The 13,508-nt window shown below is 52.1% G+C and carries 14 protein-coding genes; all 14 read right to left on the bottom strand.

Features of this window, described 5'->3' with window-relative positions:
- Positions 1 to 254: 254 nt before the first annotated feature.
- Positions 255 to 509 carry a phage holin gene (locus Q9M42_RS02565; RefSeq protein WP_322524966.1) on the bottom strand — a complete coding sequence of 85 codons (255 nt, stop codon included), beginning with the start codon at positions 507 to 509 and terminating at the stop codon, positions 255 to 257.
- Positions 510 to 1,370, bottom strand: a complete 861-nt coding sequence (locus Q9M42_RS02560) for a peptidoglycan-binding protein (protein WP_322524965.1) — start codon at positions 1,368 to 1,370, stop codon at positions 510 to 512.
- A 20-nt stretch (positions 1,371 to 1,390) separates the two neighbouring features.
- Positions 1,391 to 1,741, bottom strand: a complete 351-nt coding sequence (locus tag Q9M42_RS02555) for a hypothetical protein (protein WP_322524964.1) — start codon at positions 1,739 to 1,741, stop codon at positions 1,391 to 1,393.
- A gap of 44 nt (positions 1,742 to 1,785) precedes the next feature.
- Positions 1,786 to 2,613, bottom strand: coding sequence for a hypothetical protein (locus tag Q9M42_RS02550; RefSeq protein ID WP_322524963.1), 828 nt, complete (start codon positions 2,611 to 2,613; stop codon positions 1,786 to 1,788).
- Complete coding sequence (locus Q9M42_RS02545; protein WP_322524962.1) at positions 2,610 to 2,912, bottom strand: hypothetical protein; 303 nt, start codon at positions 2,910 to 2,912, stop codon at positions 2,610 to 2,612. Before Q9M42_RS02545 ends, Q9M42_RS02550 begins: the two co-directional genes overlap by 4 nt.
- A 12-nt stretch (positions 2,913 to 2,924) precedes the next feature.
- Positions 2,925 to 3,920: a hypothetical protein gene (locus Q9M42_RS02540; protein ID WP_322524961.1), complete on the bottom strand. Its 996-nt coding sequence runs from the start codon at positions 3,918 to 3,920 to the stop codon at positions 2,925 to 2,927.
- Positions 3,917 to 4,219, bottom strand: a complete 303-nt coding sequence (locus Q9M42_RS02535) for a hypothetical protein (RefSeq protein ID WP_322524960.1) — start codon at positions 4,217 to 4,219, stop codon at positions 3,917 to 3,919. Before Q9M42_RS02535 ends, Q9M42_RS02540 begins: the two co-directional genes overlap by 4 nt.
- An 18-nt stretch (positions 4,220 to 4,237) precedes the next feature.
- Positions 4,238 to 6,871: a phage tail protein gene (locus Q9M42_RS02530; protein WP_322524959.1), complete on the bottom strand. Its 2,634-nt coding sequence runs from the start codon at positions 6,869 to 6,871 to the stop codon at positions 4,238 to 4,240.
- Between the two features lie 3 nt (positions 6,872 to 6,874).
- Positions 6,875 to 7,849, bottom strand: coding sequence for a hypothetical protein (locus tag Q9M42_RS02525; RefSeq protein WP_322524958.1), 975 nt, complete (start codon positions 7,847 to 7,849; stop codon positions 6,875 to 6,877).
- A gap of 18 nt (positions 7,850 to 7,867) precedes the next feature.
- Positions 7,868 to 8,611 (bottom strand): distal tail protein Dit, encoded by a 744-nt coding sequence (locus Q9M42_RS02520; protein ID WP_322524957.1) that lies wholly within the window; start codon positions 8,609 to 8,611, stop codon positions 7,868 to 7,870.
- 3 nt (positions 8,612 to 8,614) lie between these two features.
- On the bottom strand, positions 8,615 to 11,470 hold the full coding sequence (locus tag Q9M42_RS02515; protein WP_322524956.1) for a hypothetical protein: 2,856 nt from the start codon (positions 11,468 to 11,470) through the stop codon (positions 8,615 to 8,617).
- Positions 11,471 to 11,571: 101 nt separating this feature from the next.
- Positions 11,572 to 12,093 (bottom strand): hypothetical protein, encoded by a 522-nt coding sequence (locus Q9M42_RS02510; RefSeq protein ID WP_322524955.1) that lies wholly within the window; start codon positions 12,091 to 12,093, stop codon positions 11,572 to 11,574.
- Between the two features lie 94 nt (positions 12,094 to 12,187).
- Complete coding sequence (locus tag Q9M42_RS02505) at positions 12,188 to 13,156, bottom strand: phage tail tube protein (RefSeq protein ID WP_322524954.1); 969 nt, start codon at positions 13,154 to 13,156, stop codon at positions 12,188 to 12,190.
- Complete coding sequence (locus Q9M42_RS02500; RefSeq protein ID WP_322524953.1) at positions 13,153 to 13,452, bottom strand: hypothetical protein; 300 nt, start codon at positions 13,450 to 13,452, stop codon at positions 13,153 to 13,155. The genes Q9M42_RS02505 and Q9M42_RS02500 overlap by 4 nt, the downstream gene beginning before the upstream one ends.
- Between the last annotated feature and the right edge of the window lie 56 nt (positions 13,453 to 13,508).

Here is a 13,508-nt window from a genome sequence, read left to right as displayed (position 1 = left end):
ATATTATGATTTAATTTCTTTAATTATATCTAATAGTAGTATTCTATACAAATTCTCAAAAACCTTCTAAACGTTCGAGTGTTAAGCTTTAATTTATATGTATACGTATAAACACGGACGTGCACCGACATTCGGCGTTTTTTAAATAAATTATTCTATTTAAAATTGCTTTATGTACCTTTAACAAATTAGACTAATAAAAATCCTTATTTGAATAACAAAAAGGCCGGAATACATGTATCCCGGCTTGCTTCTTATTTCTTGGTGGTAGTGTTTTTTATGCTTGCTAAATACCGGTCGGCTTGTTTGGCCACTTTGGAAAAGGAGTTGTTCTTCCAAGCCGTCCACCCGGCCACGACCGTAAAGACGCCTGTTGAAATCAGAATTTCGAGCGTCTGGCCGTCGATCGGCATGGGCGAATAACCATACACCGCTGCGAACTGGTTGGCTGTAGTCAATCCTAATGCACCCATGCGGACCGCCGGAGTATTCACTTTGTTAAAATTCATTTACTTTCCCTCCTTCACAATATACGTGTCAAAGCCTTTGGCTTCGAGTTCTTTGGCCAGTTCTTCGGAGTTGCCTTTATCTTCAAACGCACCGATCTGTACCTTGTAAATCTGATCAACGCTTGTTTTGTCCCGTCCGGCTTCCTCTTTGAGCTTGCCGTTTGTTTCCGGACCAACCACGCCGTCCACTTTAAGGTCGTATTTTTCCTGGAAGGAGCGTACCGTTTCTTCGGTTTCGTCTCCAAAGTCTCCGTCTGCCCCGTGTTTCGGCAGCTTGAATCCGGCCTGTTGCAAGCGACGCTGCATTTTCTTCACATGACTTCCGCTATCTCCGTTTCGTAGTAACACCTTACCGCCTCCTGTTTTGGTTCCCTTCACCTTTTCCCCGCGTACATCGGCCATGAATTGATCTTTGTCTACGCCTGTTCCTGGACAGCTTTTCGCGGCGTTTTCGTTATGAAAGCGAATATATTTGCCGCGCTGTTCAAACCACTGTCCCAAAATAATCAACGTTGCCCGCTGCTTGCCTTCGAGTTGGTCATGCCCCATGTCGAAGTTGCCAAGCGTTTCAATCATCAGCGGGTTGTTGTCATTCTGCCCGGAAATGGACGCCGGGTCTGTGCCGAAGCTCCGGCCGGTGACAATGTTTCCGTCTGGGAGCGCGGTTCCATGCTGCGCTATATCCTGAAAGTTGCGTTCCTCCATGTGATAGCGGCGCATGTTCTGATTTAAGATCAATCCGTTTGTCCCGTTGAAATCGTCATGGTCCGGCGCATACGTGTGATGAACATGGTATTCGCTAAAGTCCACGCCGGACGCTTCCATACGATTAATAAACTGATAGACGTCTAAGACTTCCATGCAATATTCCTCCCTGTTTTCTAAGCTAAATGGAAAAAGGCCGCGATCGTTACAGCGTTCGGGACCATCGCAACCAATCCTCCGGCAATGACCTTCGTCCAGAACTTCTTCCGGTCTTCTTCTTTCTCTGTGGCTTTCTTGTGTGCGGCTTCGGCAATACGTTTTGCTTCTTTTGACTGCCATTCGGCGTCCCGGATACGTTTGTCTGTGTCTCCGGCTTCGTTCATTTTTTCTTCAATGCGGGTTAATCGAGATTCGAGTTTTTGAATACTGGCTGCTAAATTTTCTGTGGATTTAAATATTTGCGTCAATGTGATTGTCACCGCCGGTTCCTGTGGTTGTACGGGCTGCTGTGATGGGCGTTCGCTCATAGCTTCTCACCTCCAATATAGGGTACAAAAAAACACCGTCCTCCCTAAGAGAGAACGATGTTATAAAACTCGGCGGTGTAGTCTTGACCATACGTAGAACCGTCTTCAATATCAAACTGAATCACACATTCGCCGGAGTAATCGCTGACGTCTATGGTTTCGTCCGTATCATCTGTATCTGTCGGAGTAGTATTTTCAAATGCTTGTTCGCCGTCTACGTTTACAAACAGGTCCAACAAGGTATCACCCCCGTCAAAGTTATACGTGAACGCGAGCGAGTCTATCCCGGTTAAGTCTACGCTCACTTCTGCTCGTAAGCTGCTGTCGCTTCCGTCCTTTTCAAATACCAGGCGGCGGTTGTTCAATTCAATCGTCGCCCCGTCTTCAGTATCGCGAAGGGTCATTTCATCGAACAGGCGTTGCAGGGCTTCTCCTTCTTCCCATATCTCCGGAACGGTTAAAAGTAAAGTACGAAACGCCGGAATAGATATATTACTTTCTAATATCTCTGTACTATTTAACAATTCATCTAAGGCCGTTTCGTTATCCCGTAGTACAGACCGTCCTGTTGAAGCAGTGGCCAATATTTCTACGCCGGTTTCGGACTGAAAAATATCTTCCCTTGCTGCTTTGTCATTTAACACTTCGTCCAGGGAGGTTTCGTTTTGTACTAAAACGTCCATTAATCCTTCAATAGCGAATAACAGGCGACGGCGACGGGCGCTTTCTAAAAATTGATCTATTTCATTGTCTACAAGGTCTTCAATATCGTCCTGCACCTTATCCGGGTCGAATAATAAATCTCGAATATCGCCGTCAATATGACGGACAGAACTGGCGTCTTGTATGCTGTTCGGCGTTTTCAAACTCATCGTATCCGCACTCCTTCATACCCGATCACGCTTGCTTCCCCGTCCGAATGAACGTTTCGCACCCGCAAATACTGATCGCGGTCCAGGAAAAACTTAAAGGCGTTCCATGCCCCGCCTTCTTTATCATCATCGGACGCGAATAAAATCTCATGGTCGCCGTTCGTTTTGAGCAGCACCGCTTCATTCGCATGGTAAATGTTCGGTATAAACCATTCTTCGCCTTCCGGCGGGCGTATATCCAAATAATCTTCGTACTCCACTTCGGTCATATCGTTTACTACTTCGCCTACTGCTGCCATTTTAAAATCCTCCTATCCGAATATGATTCCTGCAAGCGTACTGTTCAATGCGCTGTCGTCACCGCCACTGTCGTCACCGCCGCCCCCGGACGGCTTATCTACCAACGCAAATTGTTCATTCGCGTGGTCGTATTCGAGCAGTTGACCGTCGTTGCTTTCGCCTGGTTCTTCAATGGCTATGCCGTGAATATGCGTGGCGTCGCCGTCCTCCGTAGGCGTGGGGTCCAGGTCGGCCAGTTTATACTGCGCGTCCCACCCTATGCCATAGAACGAACCCGTAGGACGGTTCAGGGTATCTCCGTCGCTCGGAAGACCGTCTGACGTCCCGGTCCAAATCCCGTTATTACCAAAGATTTCAACACCAAAGCCGGATATGAAAAAATCATCTTCGGAAGAGTGGTGCATTTCTGCTCCATCTCCGGACGTTTCGGCCAACATTGCGTAATAAGAGCCTTTGGACAGGCTCAACGGACTGTCACAATCAAACGCTTCCCATACGTCGCCCGGAGCGCTGTCTTTGCTTTGGCTGCTGCCGATCTTCTGAATAACCGTATCGTCCTTGTCGATTTCATAGACGGATACCCATACTTCGTCCTCCATTGGCATGAAAGACGCATACAGTCGGTCAATTTCCATATCAAATAAAGGAACAATAGCAATCCCTTTCCCGGGAGCCGAACTACTGGATTCATTCATATTGAACTGGTGGTTAGGCAAATATTGTGTCAGTGAAACGCTTGACACAACACCTCCCTCACTTGCCTTCCCTTCCGGTTTGTGCCATACGTACTGCTCCTGGTCGTGATCGTATTGCAGATACCGTCCGTCAACTGCTTGGTCCGGTTCTACCACCGCTATATCGTGAAGGCTTGTTCCATCTGCGCCCCCTTCCGGCGGGTCTACGAGTTGATATTCGTCTGTGTCGGCATTGTATTGTAATACTTGGCCGTCATTGTCCGTCGTCGCTTCGGGGAAACCTTTGCGGACCCACGGCGTGATAGGTTTCAACTGCTTCGCACCCCCTCATAGCCGATAACCTGGCTTTCTTCCTGCGAGCTTGTATTACGCACACGTAAATAATAATCCCGGCTGACGAAATACTTGTATGCAGCCCAGGAGCCTCCTTCCGGATTCGTTGCGCGGGCAATTACAATCTCATTATCGCCGTCCGTTTTGATAAGCTCTACTTCCTGTTGAAAATAGATGTTCGGAATGAACCATTCTTCGCCTTCCGGCGGGCGTATATCCACATAACCTTCAAAATCCGCGCTTTCCATTCCGTGTACTCCGTCACCTATATCCGGCATACGATTTCCTCCTTTAGTTTACGAAAAGATCATACTGTTTACTTTGTTCGTTTTGTTATTCCGGTTCCGTTCGTTTTCCATTTCTTCTTCCACGTAGCCTTCCAGTTCTTCGGTCTGCGTTTCCCGTTCCCCGGCGGCAATGTCTTCCATGATCTCGGTACGAGGGGAAATAATTTCCCACCCGCCGTCTTCTTCATCGTCCGCGCCATTTTCTTTGAAGTTTTCTAATACGGCCCGCCATTCTTGATATTCTTCAAGGGTGGCATACGACATATTTTCTACACGAAATCCATCTTGAATCATTTCTTCCGATAAGCGTCCGTAACTATCGGACACATATACGCTTTCTGCGACTAGTTGACTTTCCATGAAGTCTGTCGGGTTGTCGTGTTCGCTGTTATCAAATTTAAACATCGGACGTATCCAGTACGCCTGGTTGTCTTCCGGCTCCGTTTCGCCTTTGCTGTTGTAAATCTCAAAGCCATAAAACGGAAGCATGTTTTTACCCATATCCGCGACTTCCTGGGAACTTCCTCCGTCCCGAATTTGAAAGTGAACATCGTTGCCGCTTCCGTCCAACATGCTAGGCGGGCGCAAATAGCATGTCCAGGTACGGGCCACGCCCGTGTAGTTATCGTCCCGCGTAAATCCGGCAAAGTCTCCGACCTGCGGCCCCACAAAGACATATGAGGTTTTCCCTTCAATCGGGTCGTCTCCGACCATTGCCACAGCGTCGCCTTCTTTCCAACGCTTCCGAACAGGCATGTCTCCACTTGTGTCTATCCAGTCCTGGGATTTGTCCGTCGGTTCGCTTTCGCTGACAATCGGCGTTCCATTGCCACCGCTGCCTTCCACGCTTCCGGCTTCGCCCAGGCTGTCGGCAATATCGCTGTCGTTGGTTTGATCGGTGTCAAACTTGGAGCCGTCCCCGGTTACGGTAGAAGCGTCGCCATCGGTATTGAAGCTGTCGCCGTCCAGGGTTGCGTCTGCTGCACTTCCGCTGCCGATTCCGGCCATGCCGCCGGACGTATAACCTTCCGTGGTCGCGCTTCCTGTGCCGTCCATCGTGGTTCCGGTTCCATCAACGGCCCCGGCCCCGCCTACGTATTCGCCTTCGGCATTGTATTTCCCGCCTGTCACGGGCGAACCGTCGCTGTCATAGCCGCCGCCCCCGCCAACATAGTTGCCGTTATCATCGTAGTTTTGGCCGCCTGTATAGCCGCCGCCCACGGTTCCGGTTTGATCGGTATAGCCGGACGGCATTTCATTCAGACCGCCGTCCACGGTTCCTCCTACGGCGTTTCCGTCTTGATCGTACCCGCCAACATAACTGCCGTCTTGATCGTAAGCGCCCCCTCCAACGGCGTTGCCGCCTTCATCGTAACCGCCCACGTAGTCGCCGTTTTCATCATACGCGCCTGTACCTCCGGGAACGCCTTCGCCGTAGCTGCCGTCTACGTCACCGCCTACGTTGCCGTCGCCTACGTCCACGCTTCCATTGCCACTCCCCGGCCCGCTGCCGCTTGAACTTTCAGAAGCACTCACGGAATCAGACAGCATGTCGCTGATCGCTTTCTGTTTCGAGGACAGTTCAATGCGGGTCTGGCTCGGGTCGGACACGTTGTATTCCCACCGCCGGATACGGGTCTTGGCGTCCAGGTTTATGTTTTCACTGAACGCCCATACCACGCCGCCCAGGACCATCGTTTCGTGCGAAAATTCGGCCTGGGTGGTTAAATCGGCAGCCGTCAATACAATGCTTGTGCGCGGTTTCGATACTTTGTTGAGCGTGTTAATGGCTTTACGCTTCAACATGCCGGAGTTCTTTTCGTCCGGGTCTTCAAATATGCCGGACAGGACGCGCCGGGTGAACTGATAATTTTCGACATAGGGCTTGCCGTCGGTGACGTCTTTAATGCTGATACCGTTCTTGCCGTAGACGTACAGGCGCGTGTACAGATCACCCGTGTCGCTTTCGACTTCGGCGTCCACCAGGTTCTTCCCGGACACCACGGCGGCTCCCAGGTAATATTCGTTGCCTTGCAGCAAATCCACTTTCCGGTCTTTGGAACGAAAGCGCAGCTCCCCGCCGAACGCTTTCGGGACTTCGTGAAAGGCCGTCAGTCGGTTCGTGAGCTTCTTGCTTAGTTCCAGGTTGGCTTTCCCGGAAACGTTCACAATGCCTAAGCTCCACCCGGTCCCTTTTGCAATATCCGTCATGACCCGTTTCGCCGTCTGTTTCTTCCATTCGGTTGTCGGTAACGGCTTTTCTTTCCGCAGATCATACCAAACCGCTTCCGCGTAGACTTGAAACGATACCATGCCTTCTTCATCTTCGTTACGCCGCAGACGGCGAATGATATACTCATTGCCCGCCACGCGAAAGGTACGCTCCCCTTTAAGTTCGGTACGCTTATCATCGTTGTAAGGAAACAAAAAGGTCACGGTGTCCTCCTGGGCGTTGGTTTCCTGCTTTAAAATCACATCATACGCTTTGTCCAGGGCTACAACTTCGTTCCGGTTATCGTCCAGCATGATCGGGTTGGCATAGGGAAGGCGGTGGTACATCGGCAGCCGACGCTTGGCTGACGTTTCGTTATAGGAGTGATCGTTGAGGTGATTAAACTTATGAAACTCATTGAAACGGGCCATGTGCTATTCCTCCTTGCGTACAAACACCTGCGGGTAGGCATGAGGGTTGTCGTCTGCGTCTACGTCCTGGATAGGAAGCAGGTCTGCAGAACTCGGGAACGTCCCTGGCAACCCATCATCGTCTGCGAAATCGTGGCCGACTTCCCACCCGCAATAGGCGTCGGAAAAGTCTGTCGCAATAACCGGAAGGCTTCGGCTTTCGGCTCCGGTCACGCTTGGGGTAGCGTCGGACAGGAGCGCCAACCAATAATAGCCCGCGTCTATCGTGAACACATCGTCCAGGCGCAGCGTCCCGGCACTGTCGCTGTCGTCATTCACAATCTCCACCGACTCGGACGGATAACCCGCCCCATCGTCTTCATACAGACCGAAGGACAGGCTGCCGGTGCTGCCGCTTTCGATATTGACCGCAAGATCATCAAAGGTCGTTCGCTCCCGGACAAACAACGGGAAGGCGTAAATGGTGTCGGCTTCCAGGTCAATCCCGTCGCCGTCCGTTCCATTGCTCACGGCTCCTACTCCGGAAATAGCGCTGTTCTGATATTCGCCCGCCACGCGCAGTCCAAACCGCGTATCTTTGAGGTGTGAAACGTCCCTTTCTAGCGATTCCAGGCGTCCACTTTCGTCCGTGATATAGGTGAAATCGGCTGCTATTTCATCATCGGAGTTTTGTTGATCGTTAAAGATGACTGCACCATACGCCGGATGAACCGTGTATTCACTCGAATCCACTTCGCTCCCGTTGCGGTAAATGACAGGACCCGGGTCGTCTAACCAATTCCGTATGTCACCTTCATAAATCCGATAGCGGTAATTCGCGTCTTCCTGGTCGGACACATCGTTTAAGGTGTATTCGGTTTCTTCGTCAATCTGCATGTTTAAGGCGCTTTCCAGTTTCTTTGCGCTTTCGCCCAGGCCGGAAATGTGCGCCGCTAAAATGTTCTGGCTGCGGACGCGATTATACGGTGTATTCGCCACCTGTGTTCCCTCCTTTGATTACACCCATCGGCTGCGCGGAGTCACACGTACTTCGCTGATCTCCGCGCCCCCGCTTGTTCCAATGGATAGTTCGTTTTTTCCCGGCGCGAGCTTTGGAAAGCGAAGGGTATTTAATCCGGACAGCACCCCGGCTTTGGTTCCGTTATTGCGCCGCACATAGGCCGTGATCGTTTCTGAATCCAGTACCAGGGTTTCGCCGCTAATCAACGGGCCGTCATACCGAAGCGTCCGGTTGGCTATGCTAATGTCGATTTCCCCGCCGTCCGTTACGCCTTTGATTTCATACTTCGGAAAGCTGTCGTCATTGCCTTTGTTCGTCATCGTTTTATTTCCTTCGCTCTCAAAGGTGCTTGCGGTTTCATCATCGTCATAGAAAAATGGGTCGTAGCACTCGAACGGAAGCTGCCCCCTCCCGTGATTGACAATCTGTTCAATATCCGTACTTCCGGCTAGGATCGCCCATATATACAGGGCCGAATCGTCATACAGAAAGAGTTTGCGAGGTGCGGGTTTGTTGAGCTTCCCGGCCAAATTCCGTTCCCGGTCGAAGAACGTATCTTCGTTTCCGGCGCGTACCACAACATTGACACCAATCATCCGTATGCCGTGACGCTTGCTGAAAAAGGAGCGCCCGGGACGCTCCGGGAGGGTCGTGGTGTTGGTCTGCTGTTCGGGGAGCAATCCCCCTTCAATCCCGGTGACGTCTAACAGATCGTCCAGGGTATCGCCGTCATATTTCATGGATTAATCCCCTCCCTTTGCGCGGGCTTTTTGGTTCCGGCTGTCGGCCAGTTCTTTATCAATCTCGGGAGCAATCGCGCGGGCAATTTCCCGGTTTTTGAGATACACTGGAACTTCAATCGTCATGGTTCCGCCGGAACCGCCGGACTGTCCACCCATGCGGGATACAATCATGTCGGCCAGCTGTCCCATCACGCTGTTGCTTAATGGCAGCACCGCTTCGTCGTGACGGCCTTCGCCAATAATGGCCGGAGTACCGCCACCGGACTGCACCATGCCGCCTTTCGCTAACATTGGCAGGTTCGGAAGGCTTGGGAAGTTAATGGAGCCACCGCCCACGTCAATATTGGTTCCGGGTATATCGACTTTCGGTATGCTGATGCTAATACTTGAAATCGCGTTCAGAAAGCCGTTAATTGCACTGATCGTGCCATTGATTCCGTCCCGTATTGCGCCGACCACGTTGTCCCAGACTCCGCTCACATTTCCGGACAGCCCCTTCCAGGCATCCGAAAGGGCGGATACTATATCCTGGGCTACGCCTACGGCCATATCATACGCATTGCCAAGCGCGTTCCCGATCGTGTCGGTCAATCCAAACCAGGCATCGGACGCTCCGGACGTAATCGAGGACCATATATCGGACACGGTGCTTGCTATCGACGAAAAGACCGATTGAATGTTGTCCGATATAGCGGAAATGGATTGATCTATCACGCCGGTAATGGATGACCAGGCGTCCTGTATCGTCGAAGTAATCCGGGACCATACACGGGACGCAATGTCCTGCACCGCCGAAAATCCGTCCTGGAATAAGCTGCCTAAACGGCCAAGCTGATCGCCAAGCCACCCGGTCACGTCCGACCAGGTGTTCCGGATAAACCGGACGGCCTGTTCAAACCGTTCCTGTATGGCATTTTTCACTGCAGTAAAGGCATTGCCGTATAATTCCCCGAGTTGGCTTAATCGGTTGGTTATCCATTCAACGTAGTTCTGCCATGCGGTTTGTAGAAACGATACGCCCTGGCTGAATCGTTCTTCAATAAACGAACGAACGCTCGAAAAGGCGTTGCCGAACAGATCAGCAAAACCGCTCAATCGTTCCGAGAGCCATTCCGTTACGTTGCTCCAGGTCGAACGGATAAATTGAACGGCCTGGGTAAAACGTTCCTCTATAAAGCTGCGAACAGATGAAAACGCGCTCCCAAACATATTACCGAACGAACTCAGGCGCTCTCCGAGCCATTCCGTCACGTTCGACCACGTATTCCGAATGAACTGGACCGCCTGGTTAAACCGTTCTTCGATAAAGGTACGTACCGAAGCAAAAGCGTTGCCGAACATATTTCCGAAACTGCTCAGGCGTTCCGACAGCCATTCGGTGACGCTGCTCCACGTATTCCGGACAAACTGAACGGCTTGCTGAAAGCGCGTTTGAATAAATTCCCGCACCGAAGCAAAAGCGTTCCCGAACATCGACCCGAACTGGGACAGACGTTCGGAGAGCCATTCCGTGACCGTGGACCAGGTGTTCCGCACAAACGATACGGCTGCTTCAAATCGGCTGCTCGCGGATTCTCTCACGACTTGAAAGGCGTTGCCGAACATAGACCCCAGTTGGCCCAGTCGTTCGCCAAACCAGGACGTCACGTTGGACCAGATCGTCTGTATGCCTGTGACCATCATATTGAAGCGTTCCTGGATCGTTTCCCGGAGCAGGGTGAAGGCCGCCCGTCCGATTTCCACCCACTGATTAAATTGATTTCCTATCCATTCCGTCGCTTTCGTCCATAAATTCTGGATAAATTCCACCGAACTGTTAAAGGCGTTTTTGATCGCTTTGCCAATCGCCGGAAAGACCGTCCCGGCCACCTCTTTGATCTTCTGCCAGCTCTGTCGCAGGAAGCCCGAGACTTCGTCCCAGTTTTTCCAGAGCAGAACAATGACCGCTATGGCCGCCATGATCGCTATGGTCCAGGGGTTCGTTAACAGCGCCGTAGACACGGTCCGTATGGCGGTAGTGGCGACGGTGGAGAAGGTGGTGAAAGCCGTACCTGCTGCCCCTAACGCGGGACCTATCGAAGCAAACGCCATAATAAAAGCCCCGACTACCGTAGCAATCGCGGGCAATGCCACCATGAACGCCGAAAACGCAATGATCGCTTTCTGGACCGGTCCGGGCATGTTATCAAACACATTCACGACTTTCTCCGTCGCGTTGATGAGCGGAGGGATAATGTCGTTTGCCATTTCCAGTATCGTTTCCCCGGCCGGAGCCAGCACTTTCTGGGCGTCCTTCCAGGAATCGTTCATCTTATCCAGTTCTTTTTTGCCTTTTTTGGTCTGGGAGGCGGCCAGCACAGCCGCGCCTCCGGCAGCGGCGAACGGAGCGGCAATATCCATGCCGATTTCACTGTAGCCGTTCAGCCGATCACCGAACTCATACGCCCGGCTGTTTGCGGTGTCCATGCTGTCGTTCACGCCGTTCATGGTCTGCTTCGCGTTATTGCCGTTCATGTTGAACGTATGGTCCTGGTCGGCGGCTTTCGCGGTTTGATCGGCGGTGTCCTGCACGTTTTTCATGTTCTGTTCGGCGCGGCTGGTATCAACCTTCATGGTGGACTGCTGATCGACAGCTTCCGACGCTTGCTCCGCCGAACTTTCCACCGATTCCAGGGACCGTTCAGCCGAACTTATGTCCACTTCAAATGCATGAGTCTTATCCATCGAACTGGATGCCTGCTCCGTCGCCGATTCGGCATCCGCAAAGGCTTTTTCCGCGTTCCGGCTGACGTCTGCAAACGCTTTGGATGCCTGGTCGTCGGATGTGATCGTGATTTCTACTGTATTATTGGCCATTTTCTCACCGTCCTTTCCGCCCCCGGTTTTTTCTTGCGGAACCGCGCTGTGCTTCTTTCTGCTGTTTATCCTGGGCTTCTTTTTCTTTCTTTACGGACTCGTTATACCGATGAATCAGAGTGTGCTTCTGCAGCGGGTTCATCATCGTCAGCTCGCTCGGCTGAATCCCCACTCGGTAGATCAGAATGAACCAGTTCTCCGCTTCCGTCGCTGTCTCCGGATTGCTCGTTGCGAAATCGTTCTATCTCCGCCTTGTTCGTGATCCCGGACAGGTCTTTCACTTCACTGGCCACCGTTTTGATCAAGTGGTTCGGCCAATGCTCCCGGATGAACTTTTCGTTAAAATCGCTGTCCACGGTCCCGTAGGCACACGCCAGAATATCGGATTCCTTCTGGCCTTTCGCGTTCTTTTTCAGGTCCATGCTCATTTCCTGCTGCATCTTGCCGTTGCGTCCCGGCCGGCCTTTCATCGTGTTGCCTTCCTGCAGCCATTCTTCCACGCGGCTGGAGTCCGGCCCGTTGAGCGGTTTGATTTCCACGTCAACTTCCTGGCCGGAGACTACTGCTTTCACTGTTGTCGTGTATGCGTCGCCCATCAATAAATCTTTCGTTAGTTTTGCCATTGCTATTCCTCCGTTTTGTATGGGTTTGGTGGTGCGTGTCATGTGGATATAAAAAAAGGAAGCACCTACGGCACTCCCTTTCCTGCTTCGCGTGTTACGCTGTCAGATCGTCTAAATGATAGCTTTCTTTGCTGTTGGTAACGTCCATAATCATCGGCCCCTGTGCTTCGGTTCCTTCGCTCTGATCGACCAGCGCCCGCGCAGTAATGGTCTGCACAATATGATCCCGGCCTTCGACCGGCTGGGTGGAACTCATATAGATCATACGCGGGAACGTCAGGGCAATATCTTCGCCAATATGAAGCACGTACTTCGACTCCTCCACCTCGTTGTCGGCCGGCCCGTCATTGCCGCCCCAGAAACGCTGCAGGTCGCTTTCATCGACAAAGCCGATTGTCATTTCCAGGTTGACCACCATCGAGCCGCGATAGGACCGCTGTGGATACCGGCTGCCCGGCCCCTGCGCGTCCTCCACGTTCGCTCCGGTTTCCACCGTAAGGGTCATGGCATCAATATCCGGCGAAATATCGGTATCTTCACGGTCAATCGTGACCTGGTGCGCCGCAAACACATCGCCTTCGGTAAATTCCGAGTCTTCGTCCAGGTCGCTGCGCTTGTCCTTTGCGCCCACGGTTTCCACGGTGAGGGACGCCCACTCGTTCTCAATCGCAAGCTCCAGGTTCGTGATCGCGTTGCCAAGGAACACATGCTCCATAATATCCTTGCCGACTTTCATCGTGAACGAATCCATGAGCGGGGTGGTGCTCGGGTAGAACGTGTGCGTATAGGAATCTGTATCCCCTTCGACTTCATATCCGCCCAGCGCCCACTTGAAAAACAAGGGAGCCACGTCGCTGTCCATCGGAAGCGTAAACGAGCCTTCCGTGGAATAGACGCCCGTGGCCACAATCCGATCCAGGCCGCTCATCCCTGGATAGACCATTTTGTCTTCCTCCACTGGGTCGATCTCTGCGGATTCCGGATCAATCGTTTCAGTGGATACGGCAGTTTCTTCTGCGAATGTTTCTTCTTCGCCTACCTTTACATAGCGTGTAATACTCATGTGCGTTTTGCCCTCCTTTGTAATCGAAATACGAACTCCACGGCGCTCCAGTACAGCTGCGGATTCTCTGCTCCGCCGGAATAGGCCGGGTCAATCCCGCTCGGACGGACATCATGCACGGTTCCGTCCAGGGTCCGGTCTTCCATGAGCGCATCGTAAACAGTCAGCGCCAGGTCCTCCGCCTTCTCGAATCCTTCTTCGGGCTTGTTGGATTTCACCAGGATTAAAAACTCATAGCTGAAATCATGCTGCTCGGTGTGGCCGCTGACGAGTTCGGGGGTGTGGGACGTCGGCAATATCCATATTACCGGCGCTCGGACTTTCCCCAGGTCCGCCTTTCGCCCGTAGGTAA

Origin of the sequence: Marinococcus luteus (assembly GCF_034497705.1) — a bacterium.
Classification (GTDB): Bacteria; Bacillota; Bacilli; order Bacillales; family Marinococcaceae; genus Marinococcus; species Marinococcus luteus_A.
This window is presented reverse-complemented; position numbering and strand designations above follow the sequence as displayed.